This is a genomic window from Ruthenibacterium lactatiformans, from assembly GCF_000949455.1.
Classification (GTDB): domain Bacteria; phylum Bacillota; class Clostridia; order Oscillospirales; family Ruminococcaceae; genus Ruthenibacterium; species Ruthenibacterium lactatiformans.
Map to the genome: position 1 here is coordinate 59,014 of NZ_JXXK01000004.1, position 15,321 is coordinate 74,334.

The 15,321-nt window shown below is 60.4% G+C and carries 12 protein-coding genes and 1 pseudogene; 7 read left to right on the forward strand and 6 right to left on the reverse strand.

Annotated features, from left to right (window positions below):
* Window positions 1-187: 187 nt before the first annotated feature.
* The 5 genes and pseudogenes from TQ39_RS04445 (at window position 188) to TQ39_RS04470 (ending at window position 8,114) form a co-directional block, all read left to right on the forward strand.
* Window positions 188-433 carry a hypothetical protein gene (locus TQ39_RS04445; RefSeq protein ID WP_009325138.1) on the forward strand — a complete coding sequence of 82 codons (246 nt, stop codon included), beginning with the start codon at window positions 188-190 and terminating at the stop codon, window positions 431-433.
* 195 nt (window positions 434-628) lie between these two features.
* Window positions 629-3,381 (forward strand): annotated as a pseudogene (gene secA / locus TQ39_RS21815) (preprotein translocase subunit SecA).
* A 424-nt stretch (window positions 3,382-3,805) separates the two neighbouring features.
* Complete coding sequence (locus TQ39_RS04460) at window positions 3,806-5,644, forward strand: ABC transporter ATP-binding protein (protein ID WP_009325140.1); 1,839 nt, start codon at window positions 3,806-3,808, stop codon at window positions 5,642-5,644.
* Window positions 5,644-7,482 carry an ABC transporter ATP-binding protein gene (locus TQ39_RS04465; RefSeq protein WP_050004708.1) on the forward strand — a complete coding sequence of 613 codons (1,839 nt, stop codon included), beginning with the start codon at window positions 5,644-5,646 and terminating at the stop codon, window positions 7,480-7,482. The genes TQ39_RS04460 and TQ39_RS04465 overlap by 1 nt, the downstream gene beginning before the upstream one ends.
* A 68-nt stretch (window positions 7,483-7,550) precedes the next feature.
* Window positions 7,551-8,114: a GNAT family N-acetyltransferase gene (locus TQ39_RS04470; RefSeq protein ID WP_050004709.1), complete on the forward strand. Its 564-nt coding sequence runs from the start codon at window positions 7,551-7,553 to the stop codon at window positions 8,112-8,114.
* 153 nt (window positions 8,115-8,267) lie between these two features.
* Here the strand turns inward: TQ39_RS04470 and TQ39_RS04475 are convergent, their stop codons facing one another.
* Complete coding sequence (locus tag TQ39_RS04475) at window positions 8,268-8,603, reverse strand: winged helix-turn-helix transcriptional regulator (RefSeq protein WP_009325143.1); 336 nt, start codon at window positions 8,601-8,603, stop codon at window positions 8,268-8,270.
* A 120-nt stretch (window positions 8,604-8,723) separates the two neighbouring features.
* Here TQ39_RS04475 and TQ39_RS04480 point away from each other — a divergent pair, with 120 nt between their 5' ends.
* Window positions 8,724-9,296 (forward strand): flavin reductase family protein, encoded by a 573-nt coding sequence (locus TQ39_RS04480; protein WP_371418111.1) that lies wholly within the window; start codon window positions 8,724-8,726, stop codon window positions 9,294-9,296.
* A 129-nt stretch (window positions 9,297-9,425) separates the two neighbouring features.
* Here TQ39_RS04480 and TQ39_RS20700 read toward each other — a convergent pair whose 3' ends face one another.
* A complete protein-coding gene (locus TQ39_RS20700) occupies window positions 9,426-10,214 on the reverse strand; it encodes an AraC family transcriptional regulator (protein WP_050004710.1) in 789 nt (262 codons plus the stop codon).
* A 106-nt stretch (window positions 10,215-10,320) separates the two neighbouring features.
* On the opposite strand from TQ39_RS20700, the gene melA reads away from it, so the two are divergent.
* Complete coding sequence (gene melA, locus TQ39_RS04490; RefSeq protein ID WP_050004711.1) at window positions 10,321-11,643, forward strand: alpha-glucosidase/alpha-galactosidase; 1,323 nt, start codon at window positions 10,321-10,323, stop codon at window positions 11,641-11,643.
* 145 nt (window positions 11,644-11,788) lie between these two features.
* Here melA and TQ39_RS04495 read toward each other — a convergent pair whose 3' ends face one another.
* The 4 genes from TQ39_RS04495 to TQ39_RS04510 all read right to left on the reverse strand — a co-directional run bounded on the left by TQ39_RS04495 (window position 11,789) and on the right by TQ39_RS04510 (window position 15,235).
* Window positions 11,789-12,007, reverse strand: a complete 219-nt coding sequence (locus TQ39_RS04495) for a hypothetical protein (protein ID WP_040910232.1) — start codon at window positions 12,005-12,007, stop codon at window positions 11,789-11,791.
* Window positions 12,008-12,183: 176 nt separating this feature from the next.
* The gene (locus tag TQ39_RS04500) at window positions 12,184-12,537 is read right to left on the reverse strand and encodes a DUF1667 domain-containing protein (RefSeq protein ID WP_009325147.1); all 354 of its coding nucleotides are present in this window, start codon (window positions 12,535-12,537) and stop codon (window positions 12,184-12,186) included.
* A 3-nt stretch (window positions 12,538-12,540) separates the two neighbouring features.
* A complete protein-coding gene (locus tag TQ39_RS04505) occupies window positions 12,541-13,803 on the reverse strand; it encodes an NAD(P)/FAD-dependent oxidoreductase (protein WP_050004713.1) in 1,263 nt (420 codons plus the stop codon).
* Window positions 13,793-15,235, reverse strand: a complete 1,443-nt coding sequence (locus tag TQ39_RS04510; protein ID WP_009325149.1) for an NAD(P)/FAD-dependent oxidoreductase — start codon at window positions 15,233-15,235, stop codon at window positions 13,793-13,795. Before TQ39_RS04510 ends, TQ39_RS04505 begins: the two co-directional genes overlap by 11 nt.
* Between the last annotated feature and the right edge of the window lie 86 nt (window positions 15,236-15,321).

Consider the following 15,321-nt stretch of genomic DNA (forward strand, 5'->3'; position numbering starts at 1 on the left):
TTTCCCCCATTGTGCGCTTTTGCCTGGTTGCCGCTGTCTTCGCTTCCGTTTTGTATAACATTACAAAAAGTTTTCTATAAATTTGTTGACATTAACGATTCACATGCTATACTGTGGTTGACAGGGGAACGTCGGCCTGTCAAACGGAAGTTGTGGAAAATAGAATTGTGAGAGGAGATATGCGGTCATGGCATCTGTTGATATGCATGATATCGACCTGAAAGAATTCAACGAGGTTCTTGCCGCCTGCAAGGGCGATGTGTTTATGGTAACGCCCGAAGGCGACCGCCTGAACCTGAAAAGCAGGCTGTGCCAGCTCATCGGCTTTACCAAGCTGATCGAGGGCGGCAGCATCGCGGAGGCGAAGCTGGAGTGCTCCGACCCCGAGGACCAGCGCAGGCTGTTCCGCTTTAATATGTTCGGCGAAAAGTGAACCGTTTCACCTTTTGGCGCGCCCGCATCCGCGGGCGCTTTTTTTGTGTCCGAACGCGCGGATGCGCACGGTTTTTGCAGCTTCACCGTTTGTTTGTACGAAGTTGGACGGTTTGGTTTGACACCGTATTCTATAAAGTAGTATTATAAAGTGGAATTGTGCGGCGGCGCGCCGCGCGGAAGGTGAGTGAAAAATTTGTCTTTTTTTGAAAAACTGTTCGGCTCCTTTTCCACGAAGGAGCTCAAGAAGATACAGCCCATCGCGGACAGGGTGCTGGCGCTGGAGGCCCGGTACCAGGCCATGACCGACCGCGAGCTGCAGGCGATGACGCCCGCGCTCCGGGAGCGTCTGGCAGGGGGCGAAACGCTGGACGACATTCTGCCCGACGCCTTTGCCGTATGCCGCGAGGCAAGCTGGCGCGTGCTGGGCATGAAACACTTTCCCGTACAGGTGGTGGGCGGCATCGTGCTGCACCGCGCCTGCATCGCCGAGATGAAAACCGGCGAGGGCAAAACGCTTGTCGCCACGCTGCCCGTATATCTGAACGCGCTCACCGGCAAGGGCGTGCACGTCGTCACCGTGAACGATTACCTGGCCAAACGCGACAGCGAGTGGATGGGAAAGCTGTATAAATTTCTGGGTCTTTCGGTGGGGCTCATCATCCACGGCGTCACAGGCGAGGAACGCCGCGCCGCCTACAATGCCGACATTACCTACGGCACCAACAATGAATTCGGCTTCGATTACCTGCGCGACAACATGGTCACCTACAAAGAGCAGATGGTGCAGCGCGGGCATTATTACGCCATCGTGGACGAGGTGGACTCCATCCTCATCGACGAAGCACGCACGCCGCTCATCATCAGCGGCGAGGGCGATAAAAGCACCGATCTGTACAAGCTGGCCGATAATTTTGCCAAGGGCCTGAAGGCCACCGTCGTGGCCGAGCTGGACGACAAAGAGGACCAGGACGAGCAGGTGGACGGCGATTATGTTGTGGACGAGAAAAAAAGACGGCCACGCTTACCGCCAGCGGCATTGCCAAGGCTGAAAAGTACTTCAATGTTGAAAATCTGGCCGACGGCGCGAACATGACGCTGCAGCATCACATCAACCAGGCCATCAAGGCGCGGGGCGTGATGAAGCGGGACGTGGATTATGTGGTGCGCGACGGCGAGGTCATCATCGTGGACGAGTTCACCGGCCGCCTGATGCTGGGCCGCCGCTACAATGAGGGGCTGCACCAGGCCATCGAGGCCAAGGAGGGCGTCACCGTCGCCCGCGAGAGCCGCACGCTGGCCACCATCACGTTCCAGAACTATTTCCGCATGTACGAAAAGCTCTCCGGCATGACGGGCACCGCACAGACGGAGGCCGCCGAGTTTGAGGAGATCTACGGCCTGCAGGTGGTGGAGGTGCCCACGAACAAGCCCGTGGCCCGCACCGACTACAACGACGTGGTGTACAAAACCGAACCGGCCAAGTTCAACGCCGTTATCGAGCAGATCATCGAGTGCCATGAAAAGGGCCAGCCCGTGCTGGTGGGCACCATTTCCATTGAAAAGAGCGAGCTGCTGAGCAAGCTGCTGAGCCGCCGCGGCGTGAAGCACGAGGTTCTGAACGCCAAGCACCACGAAAAGGAAGCTGAGATCGTAGCGCAGGCGGGCAAAAAGGGCGCGGTCACCATCGCCACAAATATGGCCGGCCGCGGCACCGACATCATGCTGGGCGGCAACGCCGAGCACATGGCCAAAGCCGACCTGCGCAGGGAGGGCTTCTCCGAGGAACTGATCGTGGAGAGCACCGGCCACGCCGATACCACCGACCCGGAAATTTTAAAGGTGCGCGCGCGCTATGCCGAGCTGGAGGCCGCGCACAAAAAAGTCATTGCGGAAGAAGCCGCCGAGGTGTGCGCCGCGGGCGGCCTGTTCATCATCGGCACGGAACGCCACGAGAGCCGCCGCATCGACAACCAGCTGCGCGGCCGTGCCGGCCGCCAGGGCGACCCCGGCGCCAGCCGCTTCTTCATCAGCTTGGAGGACGACCTCATGCGCCTGTTCGGCGGCGAGCGCGTCAGCACCATCATGGATTCCCTAGGCGTCGAGGAAGACATGCCCATTGAGAACAAGATGATCTCCGGCACCATCGAGAACGCCCAGAAAAAGCTGGAGGCCCGCAACTTCTCCATCCGCAAAAACGTGCTGCAGTTCGACGACGTGATGAACAGCCAGCGCGAGATCATCTACGGCCAGCGCGGCAAGGTACTGCGCGGCGAGGATGTATCCGAAAATGTTCACACCATGATCCACGAGTCCATTGCGGCCAATGCCCAGCTGTTCCTGGCGGGCGAAGTTGCCGACGACTGGGATTTCGACGGCCTGCGCAGCCACTACCGCGGCTGGCTGGCCAAGGACGGCGATTTCCGCTACACGCCCGAAGCTCTGGGCGAGCTGAAGCAGGAGGACGTTGTGAAGGTCCTGACGGACCGGGCCGACGCCATCTGCGCGGACAAGGAAAAACGCTACGGCTCGCCTTTGATGCGCGAGTTTGAACGCGTCGTGCTGCTGCGCACCGTGGACACCAAGTGGATGGAGCACATCGACGCCATGGAGGAGCTGCGCAAGGGCATCTATCTGCGCAGCTACGGCCAGCGCGACCCTGTGGTGGAATACCGTATCGAGGGCTTCAACATGTTCGACGAGATGGTGGCGTCCATCCGCGAGGACACCTCCCGCATGCTGCTCACCATGGAGCTGCGCACCGAGCAGCCTCTCCAGCGCGAACAGGTGGCAAAGCCCACGGGTGAATCCGGCGCGGACGACGGCAGCGTGAAAAAGCAGCCGGCCAAGAAGATCGCCAAGCCGGGACGCAATGACCCCTGTCCCTGCGGCAGCGGCAAAAAGTTTAAAAAATGTACCTGTGAGCAGTATAAAGACCTGCGCTCGTGACCGGTGAGCGGGCCGCCCTTTTGGGCGGACGTGTTCCGGAGACTTACAACTGAATCGTTACGCTTGGGAGTGGCGCCCGGGCGTGCGCTGCGTTGCCCTGCTGTTCCGCAGGGCAGGCGGCGCCGTCCCGCGCCGCTCCCCCTTTTCTGTACTTTTTGTCGAATTAAATCACTTTATTACAAATTGTATCGCAGATGCAGCAGCCGGAGGCGCTGTCCGGCGGCCTTTTGCACCAGACCCGGTGCAAAAGCGCTGTAAAGGCGTGCCGCTTGCCGGCCTGTTTATATAAATGCGCGCGGAGTGCCGTTACCTTCCGCGCGCCTGAACGCATTATCCACCGGGCGTGCGGCTGCGCCCCAGCACCGGCGCTTTCTCCCTCCCGCGCACCGTGAGCGGCGGAGCGGGGAACGCCAAAGGAGTAATCATGCAACCCGAACAGACCCATCCCCGGCCCCGCGGCTTCCGGCGAAGGCTGCTGGGCGACATTTTTCACGGCGTGAAGCGGTATCTTATCCTGGGCGTGGCGGCGACGCTGTGCGCCACGTTTCTCACCTACGTCACGCCGCTCGTCGTTTCCTTCACGGTGGACAGCGTCATCGGCGACAAAACGCCGGAGCTGCCCGCCGCTCTGTCCGCTCTGTTCCAGCGCATGGGCGGGCGGGCGTATTTCTCGAGCCACATCTGGGTGCTGGCCTCGCTTGTGGTTCTGGTGACGCTGCTGGGCGGCGTATTCACCTATCTGCGCGGCCACTGCATCGCCTTTGCGGGCGAGGGACTGGCCAAGCGCCTGCGCGACAGGCTGTTCACGCATCTGGAGGCCGTGCCATACAGCTATCATGTGGGCGTGCAGACGGGTGACCTTGTCCAGCGCTGCACCAGCGACGTGGAGACGGTTCGCCGCTTTGTGCAGATGCAGGCCATGGAGGTGGTGCGCACCGTGGTGATGGTGTGCACGGCCATTTCCATCATGCTGCCCATCAGCGGCGCGATGACGGCCGTATCCACCTGCCTGCTGCCCATTCTTGTGGTGTTCAGCTTCTTCTATTTCCGCGGCGTGCAGCGGCAGTTCACACGCTCGGATGAAGCCGAGGGCGCGCTTTCCACCACGCTGCAGGAAAACCTGACGGGCGTGCGCGTGGTGCGCGCGTTTGCACAGGAAAGCTCTGAGCTGGACAAATTCACCCGGCGCAACAAGGCTTACCACGATATCACGCTGCACCTCACCACCCTGATGGGCGCATACTGGGGCCTCTCCGACATGATCGGCTATCTTCAAATCGCGCTTTCCGGCGTGTGCGGCGTCTATTTCGCCGTGCACGGCGGGTTCAGCCTGGGCAACGTGCTGCTGTTCACCACCTACACCTCCATGCTCACGTTCCCCATGCGCCAGCTGGGCCGCATTCTGGCGGATCTGGGCAAGGCGGATATTTCCCTGTCCCGTTTGGAGGACATCCTTGCCGTGCCCGCCGAAGCGGAGCCGGGCAAAGCCCTTACGCCGCAGATCGACGGCAGCGTCGCTTTCGAGGACGTGTGCTTCGATTACGGCGACGGCGTGCCCGTGCTTTCCCATGTTTCGTTCACCGTACGGCCCGGCCAGACCATTGGCATCCTCGGCAGCACGGGCGCGGGCAAATCCAGCCTGGTGCAGCTTCTGCAGCGGCTGTACCCCGTCACCGCCGGACGCATCACGCTTTCCGGTGTTGACGTCAACGACATCGAACGCCATCACCTGCGCCGCAACGTGGGCATCGTTTTGCAGGAACCGTTCCTGTACAGCCGCACCATCGGCGAAAACATCGCCATCGCCCGGCCGGACGCGGATCTTTCGGACGTATATGCCGCCGCGCGCACGGCCTCGGTACATGACGTCATCGAGAGCTTCTCCGAGGGCTACGACACCGTGGTCGGCGAGCGCGGCGTGACGCTTTCCGGCGGACAAAAGCAGCGCGTGGCCATCGCCCGCATGCTGCTGCAGGATACCCCTGTCCTGATCTTTGACGATTCCCTTTCCGCCGTAGACGCTGAGACGGACGCCGCCATCCGCGACGCGCTGCATTCCCGCCGCCACGGCACCATGTTCCTCATCAGCCACCGCATCGCAACCATCCGTAAGTCGGACCTGATCCTCGTGCTGGACAAAGGCCGCGTGGTGCAGATGGGCACGCATGACACGCTGGCCGCGCAGGAGGGGCTGTACCGGCGCGTGTGCGCCATCCAGAACGAGCTGCCGCAGGCGGCGTCCCCGAAAGGAGGCGAGGCGTAATGGCACAGAATGATTTTGAAAACAAAAGAGACACTGCCGACCAGAAGATCGACCTGCGGCTGTGGAAACGCCTGATCGCCTATGCCATGCGCCACCGGCGCACGGTGGTCTCCGTGATGCTCGTGCTGCTGGTGGTGGCGGGGATCGACCTTGCCTATCCGCAGCTCTCCCGCTATGCCATCGACCATTTCATCGAGGGCGGCACCACCGAGGGGCTTTGGCTGTACGGCCTTGTATATGCCGCTCTGGTCGTCGTCCAGAGCCTGGGCGTGTTCCTGTTTGTGCGCGGCGCGGGCCGGCTGGAAATGGACATGAGCTACGACATCCGGCAGGATGCGTTTGCAAAGCTCCAGCAGCTTTCGTTCAGCTTTTACGACACCACCTCCGTTGGCTGGCTGATGGCCCGCATGGTGAGTGATATCGCCCGGCTGTCGGATATGATCGCCTGGAGCCTTGTGGACCTGATGTGGGCGGGTGTGTTCGCCGTGGGCATCGTGGCCGTGCTGCTTGCCATGAACTGGAAGCTGGGTCTGCTGGTGCTGTGCATCACGCCCGTTCTGGCCGCGCTGTGCGTGTTTTTCCAAAAACGTATCCTCAAATACCAGCGCGCCGTGCGCAAAACGAACAGCCGCATCACAGGCGCGTTCAACGAGGGCATCATGGGCGCCATGACCACAAAGACCCTCGTGCGCGAGGAGGCCAGTGCCGCCGAGTTCCGGGAGCTGACGGGCGCCATGCGCACGGCCAGCATCCGCTCGGCTTTGCTGAGCGCGCTGTTCATGCCGCTCGTCATGGCGCTGGGCAGTATTTCCACAGCGCTGGCATTGAGCCGGGGCGGCAGCCTGGTGTTCGCCGGAGCCATGGGCTTCGGCACGCTGGCGGCCTTCATCAGCTATACGACGCAGCTGTTTGACCCCATCCAGCAGCTAGCGCGCATTCTGGCCGAGATGCAGTCCGCACAGGCCAGCGCCGAGCGCGTCATCGACCTGCTGGACACCCAGCCGGATATCGTAGACAGCCCCGAGGTGAAAGCCGAATACGGCACCGCTTTTGCGCCACGGCGCGGGAACTGGCCTCCCATCGCGGGCGGCGTGGAGTTCCGGGACGTCACGTTCGCCTACAAAACAGGCGAGACCGTGCTGCGCGATTTCAATTTAAAGGTAGAGCCGGGCCAGACCATCGCCCTGGTGGGTGAGACGGGCGCGGGCAAAAGCACCATCGTCAACCTGGTGTGCCGTTTTTACGAGCCGACCGCGGGCCAGGTACTCATCGACGGTGTGGACTACCGTGAGCGCAGCCAGCTCTGGCTGCACTCCGCGCTGGGCTATGTGCTGCAGACGCCGCACCTGTTCAGCGGCAGCATTGCGGACAACATCCGCTACGGCCGCAAGGACGCCACATTGGACGAGGTGAAGCGCGCCGCCGCCATGGTGCGGGCGGACCGCTTCATCGAAGCCCTGCCCGACGGCTACGGCACAGAGGTGGGCGAGGGCGGCGGCCGCCTTTCCACAGGGCAAAAGCAGCTTGTGTGCTTCGCCCGCGTGGTCCTCTCCGACCCGCGCATTTTCGTTCTGGACGAGGCTACCAGCAGCATCGACACCGAGACGGAACAGCTCATCCAGAACGCCATCCAGACGGTGCTGACAGGGCGCACCAGCTTCATCGTGGCGCACCGCCTGTCCACCATCCGCAGCGCGGACAAGATCCTTGTCATCCGCGGCGGGCGCATCACCGAGGCCGGCACCCACGACGAGCTGCTGGCGCTGGGCGGATATTATTACAGCCTGTACACCCATCAGTACCGCGCAGAAGCCACACGGAACGCCTTCGAGGCATAAACCGCCGCGGCGCCCCTTTTCGGGGCGCCGCGGCCCATCCTTCCAACCGGCAAAGGGGGAAATTTGAAATGAAGCTTCAAGGCACCGTGCCGCTGGAGACCGGACGCCTTGTCCTGCGGCGTTTTTTGCCCGGCGACGCCCCCGCTGTCTTTCACGGCTGGGCCGGCCGGGAGGATTGCTGCCGGTATCTGCCCTGGGAGCCCTGCGCTGCTCTGCAGGAAACGCAGGTGCGGCTGGAAAACTGGCTGGGACGTTACGCGGAGCCGGATTTTCTCCAGTGGGCCGTCACGCTGCGCGAAAGCGGCACGCTGGCCGGCGTCGTCAATCTGCACGGCGTGGATGAGGCGCACTGCTGCGCCGAGACCTCCTATGCTCTTTCACCCGCGTACCGCGGCGCCGGGCTGATGCCTGAAGCCCTGGGGGCCGTTCTGCGCTTTGGCTTCGCACAGGCGGGGTTCAACCGCATCTGTGCAGAAGTACTGGCGGGCAATGCGGCCTCTGTGCGCGTGCTGGAAAAATGCGGATTCCGCCGGGAGGGCATACTGCGCCGACGCTACCGGAAAGACGGGTGCTTTGCGGACGCCTGGCTGTACGCCGTCCTTTCGTCGGAATTCTCCGACCAAAGCAAATGAAAACAACAAAAAGGCCTCCGTCGGAGGAGAAGGCCTCATAAAGAAGTTAAGGGCAAGACAGACCGCAATGGTTTGCCTTGTCCTTTTTTATTGTGTAACCCACTATGACACTTTCGGGGAAAATGCCAGCGGGGAGAACGATAAAGCTGTTATCTATCCCAATTTGTTCTTTTCGCCCCAGATGCACAGCTGGTCCAGAACGGCCATCAGGGATTTTCCTCGGTCGCTGAGGCTGTATTCTACCTTTGGTGGAATTTGCGGATACTCTCTTCTTATAATCAGCCGGTCTGATTCTAACTCTTTTAGGTTTGTACTGAGAGTTTTATCAGATATGTTTTTCAAATACCGTTTCAGTTCATTGAACCGCACGACTTCATACTCCATAAGGCAGTACAGAATGACCATTTTATATTTGCCGGATATGAGAGACAGCGTATAACTGAATCCGGTATCCTCAAAATTCGCGTTCTCAATAAAATTCTTTATCATCGTACACTATCCTTTTAAGTAGTACCTATCCAAAATGACAGTACTTGAATTGTTGACAACAAACACTATAATTATATATAGGATAGCTGATCCTGTCAATTCTAACGATGAAGTGAGGTAATGATGATGCGGACAAAGCTAAGCATCACAGAGGGCATTTTCCCGATGCCTGTTCTGATGGTCGCCACCTACAATGAAGATGGCAGCGTTAACGTGATGAACGCCGCTTGGGGCACCATGCAGGAGCGGGAAACCGTGGTTCTCAATTTAACCGAAACCCATAAGACTGTGAAAAATATTAAGGCACGCGGCGCCTTTACTGTCAGTATAGCCGATGCCGCTCACGTGATAGAAGCGGATTATTTCGGCGTGGAATCCGGGAACAGGACTGCCGACAAGTTTACCCGCAGCGGCCTTACCGTCAGCAAAGCCCAAATGGTAGACGCCCCTGTTATCAACGAGTTCCCACTTTGTCTCGAATGTGAATTTGTTGAATATCAGGATGGCAAATATGGCTGTGGAGTGATTGGAAAGGTCGTCAATGTCACTGCGGATGAAAGCGTTATGGAAAACGGCAAGCTTAATATGTCGTTGGTAAACGCCATCGCCTTTGATCCGTACACTCATGGGTATTACAAGGTGACGGAGCGTGTTGGTGAAGCATTCAAAGATGGTCTGAAGCTGAAAAAATAAAGTTAACGCCCGCTGGAAAGCAAACACTTTTCAGCGGGCGCTAATTTCCTTATGGGAGTTCTTCCGACAGCGGAAGCCTTTTTGTTCTATATTCTTCGCACACAGCACGGCAAAGGCGGCGCGCCCGGCCTATCCCCCCTGCTTTTGCCTGGCACGCGCGGCATAACGGCCGGGCGGCATGCCGTATTTGCGCCGGAACATGCGCGAAAAGGAAAACACATCCGGATATCCCGCCTGACGCGCCGCTTCTTCCTGAGACATGCCGTGCTCCGTCATGAACTGCGCCGCTTTTGCCAGACGGCAGGACACGATGTACTCCTGCGGAGAAAGGCCCGTCTGCTGCCGGAAGAGCCTGCAAAAATAACTGCGGTTCAGGCCCAGCCCCGCGGCGATATCCTGTACCCGCATAGGCTGGGAATAATTCGATTTGATGTAGTTCACAGCCTGTCCCACATAGTTGCCGCCGTGCCCCTGCGCCGGGCCGCGGGCCGCGTCCAGCTCCGCAAACAGCTCATAGAGCTGCGCGCAGATGCGCCACTCCTTTGCAGGCATATCTCCGCAGCCTGCAATGCGCGAAAAATTTTGCAGCGCGCCGGGCAGGCGCAGCACGTCCTGCTCCAGCAGCGCCGCAAAGGGCGGCGCGCAGTCAAATCCGGCCCACATGTATTCCCACGGGTCGCGCATATCCGCTTCGTAATATGTCACCTCGCCGGGGCGTATCACGAATATTTCGCCCGCCTGCAGTGTGTACTCCCGTTTCCCGCGGCGGAATATTCCCTTCCCGCGCACAACATAATGCAAAAGAAAGTATTCCCGCACCGCCGGGCCGAAGGAATGCCCCGGCGCACACGCCTCCACTCCGCATATCCTCGGATTGATGTCTGCCATGTGCAGATTGTCCAGAAGCGTATCCTTCATTTCTCCCGCCGCCCTTCCATCAGTCACATTATGCCAAAAATGCAGCGCAGTTTGCAATACCCTTTCCCGTATTTTTTTGCTAGACTGTGTGTAAGGAGGCGGTACAATGATAAAGATCACATTTATGGGCGCAGGCAGCACGGTCTTTCTGCGCAACGTTTTGGGAGACTGCATCTACACGGATGCGCTCAAGGGCATGGAGATCGCCCTGTATGACATCGACGGCCAGCGTCTGGAACAGAGCGCAGCCATTCTGGAGGCCATCAACAAGGGCAACGGCTGCCCTGCTTCGATCCGCTCTTATCTGGGCGCAGAGAACCGCCGGAAAGCGCTTTCCGGAGCGGATTTCGTCATCAACGCAATCCAGGTGGGCGGCTACGATCCCTGCACCATCACAGATTTCGAGATCCCTAAAAAATACGGCCTGCGCCAGACCATCGGCGATACGCTTGGCATCGGCGGCATCATGCGTGCACTGCGCACCATCCCCGTGCTGGAGGATTTCGCCCGTGATATGCAGGCGGTATGCCCCAACGCATGGTTTCTGAACTATACCAACCCCATGTCCATGCTCACGGGATATATGCTGCGTTATACAGGTGTGAAAACGCTGGGCCTGTGTCACAGCGTACAGACGTGCAGCAAAACTCTGATGGACGCCATCGGCATGAGCGACCGTCTGGAGGGACGCCGGGAGCTGATCGCCGGCATCAATCACATGGGCTGGCTGCTGGACATCCGCGACCGGGACGGCAACGATCTGTACCCTGAGATCCGCCGGCGTGCAAAGGAGAAAAACGCCTCCGAGAAGCACCATGATATGGTCCGCTTCGATTACATTGAAAAACTGGGTTATTACTGTACGGAGTCCAGCGAACACAACGCCGAATACAACCCATTTTATATCAAGGCGCGTTATCCGGAGCTGATCGACCGCTTCAACATCCCACTGGACGAGTATCCCCGCCGCTGCATCCGGCAGATTGCCGAGTGGGATAAGGAATACGCGGACCTCAGCAGCAAGGGCGTGCTGCCCCACGAGCGTTCAAAGGAATACGCATCACGCATTATCGAGGCTATGGTTACGGGCCGCCCCTATAAGCTGGGCGGCAACGTGCTCAACACAGGCGGGCTGATTGAAAATCTTCCCCGTGAGGCCTGCGTGGAAGTGCCCTGTCTGGTGGACGGCGCCGGCGTAGCCCCGTGTTATGTGGGCAGGCTGCCCGTACAACTCGCGGCCATGAACCAGACGCATGTCAATGTACATCTGCTCACCATTGAGGCCGCCGCGACGAAAAAGCGCGAGCACATCTATCATGCCGCCATGCTGGAGCCGCACACCGCCGCCGAGCTCTCCCTGGACGACATCATCCGCTTGGTCGATGACCTGATCGAGGCCCACGGCAGCTGGCTGCCGCAATACCGGTAACGCCGTCTGCTGTCCCGGCGAAGCCCCCCGGCAAAGTCGGGGGGCATATCCGGGCAAAGCCCTATATTGCCAGCATACGCGCCAGATGGCGCAGGCAGGGTCCGCCGGCCACGGAAATTTTACTGCCGGCGGCCCGCAAGCGGGCTTATTTCAGCATCGTCGGCGGCTCTCCTGCTCTGCCTTTCTTCATCTGATGTTCGACGCGCTCCACGATTTTTATCGCATTCTTTCCTGCTGTGTTTGCGTAATATCCTCTGCGCCAGAATTCCCGCCTTTTTTCTCCGCAAAAGGCTTTCCTGCGATATTTTGACGCAACCGTAATATGATATTTGCAATTCCATCCTGTATCCGATAAATTATTCATCTGAACGGCCCGCCCTGTTTTTTCGTTTGTGCAGTTGGCCGGCCGCACTTCCCTATCCTGTCACAGGGATTTTTCATCGTCAGCATTATCCTTCTTTTGTACCGCTCGCCCAGCGAGTGGTTTTCTGCATGCAAAAAGGGAGGGGCTTAGGCCCCTCCCCTTTTTTATTTTCTCCCTTATTCCGCCGCCGGCAGCTCCCGCGTAGCCACGACGTCCACGCCCGTGCCGCACACGTCCGCCAGCACCACGTCTCCGCAATGCACAGGCGCGTGCAGGCATACGCCGTCCAGTGCGTCCATCACGGCAAACATTTTCTCCTTGGGCACGCTGCCCGCGGTTTTCACCGGGCAGCGGCAGATATCCGCGCCCTCCACACGCACGGTGCTCGTCACCACACGCACCGGGTGCGTCAGCTCGTTTTTGCCGTACTCCGCGCCCCGCGGGCAGCCGTTCCCCGTCACAGCCAGCGTGTTTTCATCCACCGTCAGGCGGCAGCCCTTGGGGCACACGATACAAATGATATTCGCCATTTCTCATGCCTCCTCCACGCTGACGGTGATGCAGCCGTCCGCCTTTTCCAGCAGTGCCCTCGGCACGCTGATGCGCTCCATCTCGCCGGGGGCCAGATGCTCGCGCTTGTATGCCGCCAGCTGTTCGCTGCCCGCCGTCACGCGGATGACGGAATTGCCGCACACGCGGTTCACACGGAAAAATACCTCCACGGCTTTATCCACATTGGCCAGGCGGATCTTTCCGGGCACCGTATAGGTGACGGACGCACCGTTTTCCACCTCCAGCACGCGCCCCTCAGGCGCAGGACCCTGCCGTGCGAACCGGGCCGCGGCCGCGCCCGCGCGCTGGCTCTCGCCCGTGACAAAATCCACAAGGTCATGTACATGCACCACGTTGCCCGCCGCGAAGATGCCCGGCACACTGGTCTCCATGTTTTCATACACCATGGGGCCGTTGTGGCGCCGGTCCATCTCCACGCCCGCGCCGCCCGAAAGCTCGTTTTCCGGAATGAGCCCCACGCTCAAAAGCAGCGTGTCGCAGTCGAAATGCATCTCCGTGCCGGGGACGGGAGCGCGGTTTTCATCCACCTTCTGCACGGTCACGCCCGTCAGGCGGCCCTCCCCCTCGATCTTCGTCACCGTGTGGGACAAATACAGCGGGATATTATAATCGTGCAGGCACTGCACGATGTTGCGCGTCAAACCGCCGGAATAAGGCATCACCTCAACGCAGGCCAGCACCTTCGCGCCCTCCAGCGTCATGCGGCGGGCCATGATAAGGCCGATATCGCCCGAGCCCAAAATCACCACGCGGCGGCCCACCATATAGCCCTCAATGTTCAGATACCGCTGGGCCGCGCCCGCGGTGAATACGCCAGCCGGGCGTGCACCCGGGATGGAAATGGCGCCGCGCGTGCGTTCGCGGCAGCCCATGCACAGCACGATGGACGCGGCCTCCAGCACAATGTAGCCGTCCTTTTCATTGACGGCGTGGACGCGTTTTTCCGGCGTGACGGCCAGCACCATCGTGTCCGTCTTTACCTCTATGTTCGTCTTGCGCACCAGCTCGATGAAGCGGCCCGCGTACTCGGGGCCCGTGAGCTCTTCTTTAAAATAATGCAGGCCGAAGCCGTTGTGGATGCACTGGTTGAGGATGCCGCCCAGCGTGTTGTCGCGCTCCAGGAGCAGGATGCGGCCCGCGCCGCCCTTGTGCGCGGCCTCGGCCGCCGCCAGCCCGGCGGGGCCTGCGCCGATGACGATGACGTCGTACCGGTTATTCTCCATGATGCAGGCCCCCTTCCTTCGTGGTGCCGGTGATGATATAGCTGCCGGCCCTGTCCTTCAGGACGTCCTGCTGGGGGATGCCAAGCTCCCGCGCAATGATCTCATGCACCCGGGGGCCGCAGAAGCCGCCCTGGCAGCGGCCCATGCCAGCGGTGCAGCGGCGTTTTACGCCGTCGATGGTGCGCGGCGGGATGGGGCGGTGCAGCGCGTCCACGATCTCGCCCTCCGTCACGGTTTCGCACCGGCAGATGACACGGCCGTACAGCGGGTTTTCCCGGATGGCCTCCGCCTTCTGCTGCGGCGTCATTTCGTTGAATCGTTTTTTGGTGCGGGTGTGGACGAAGCTCTCCTTTTTCTCCAGCGTCACGCCCGCGCCCGCAACCAGCGCCAGCGCGTCCTCCGCAATCGCCGGCGCGCTGGAAAGGCCCGGGCTTTTGATGCCGCCCAGCGTGATGAAGCCGGGCGCGGTCTCCCCAATGATAAAATCGCTTTGGTCGGTATTGGCGCGCACGCCCGCAAAATTGCGGATATTTTCCCGGAAGTTTACGCCCGGCACGCTCTTGACGGCCTTTTCCCGCACGAATGCCAGCGCGTCCGCCTGTGTGGAAACGTCCTCGCGGCCGCTGGGCTCCGCATTGGGGCCGACGATAAGGTTGTAGTGAACCGTAGGCGAAACGAGCACACCCTTGCCGTCGCGGTTGGGACACTGGAAAACAACGTGGTTCACCACATAGCCCTGGCTTTTGTCCAGAAGGTAGTATTCACCCCGGCTGGGAATCGTGGTAAAGCCCGGTTCACCCGCCATCGCGGCCACCAGGTCCGCCTCCACGCCCGCCGCGTTCACCACGGCACGGGCTTCAAAATCGCCTTTTGCAGTATGCAGCCGCCAGCCGCCGCTGATTTTCTCCGCGCCTGTCACAGCTGTTTCCAAATGGAGTTCCACGCCGTTTTCTACGGCGGCCTCGGCCAGCGCCAGCGCCAGATCCCACGGCTCCACAATGGCCGCACTGGGCGCATACAGCGCGCCGCACACCGCATCGGAAAGATTCGGCTCCATGGCCAGCGTTTCCTCCCGCGTCAGCACGCGCACGCCGGGCACGCCGTTCGCCACACCGTTTTCGTACAGGCGGCGCACGGTTGCCATTTCCTCATCGGAAAAAGCCAGCACCAGGCTGCCGATCTGGCGGTATTTGACGTCGAACGCAGCGCACTGCTCTTTCGTCAGCGCACTTCCCCGCACATTCAGCCGCGCCATGGCGGTGCCCGGTTCAGGGTCGTACCCCGCGTGCACGATGGCGCTGTTGGCGCGTGTGGTGCCCATGGAGACGTCGTTCTCCTTTTCAAACACCGCCGCGCGCAGCTTGTGCTGCGACAGCAAATAGGCCACGTTTGCGCCCACGATGCCGCAGCCGATGACGGCCACATCCAGCATATCGTTTCCCTCCGCAGCGGCCCGCCGGCGGCACAGCGGACCAAAACCGCCCGCACCGGGGGACACGCCTTTATTTGCCGCACGCG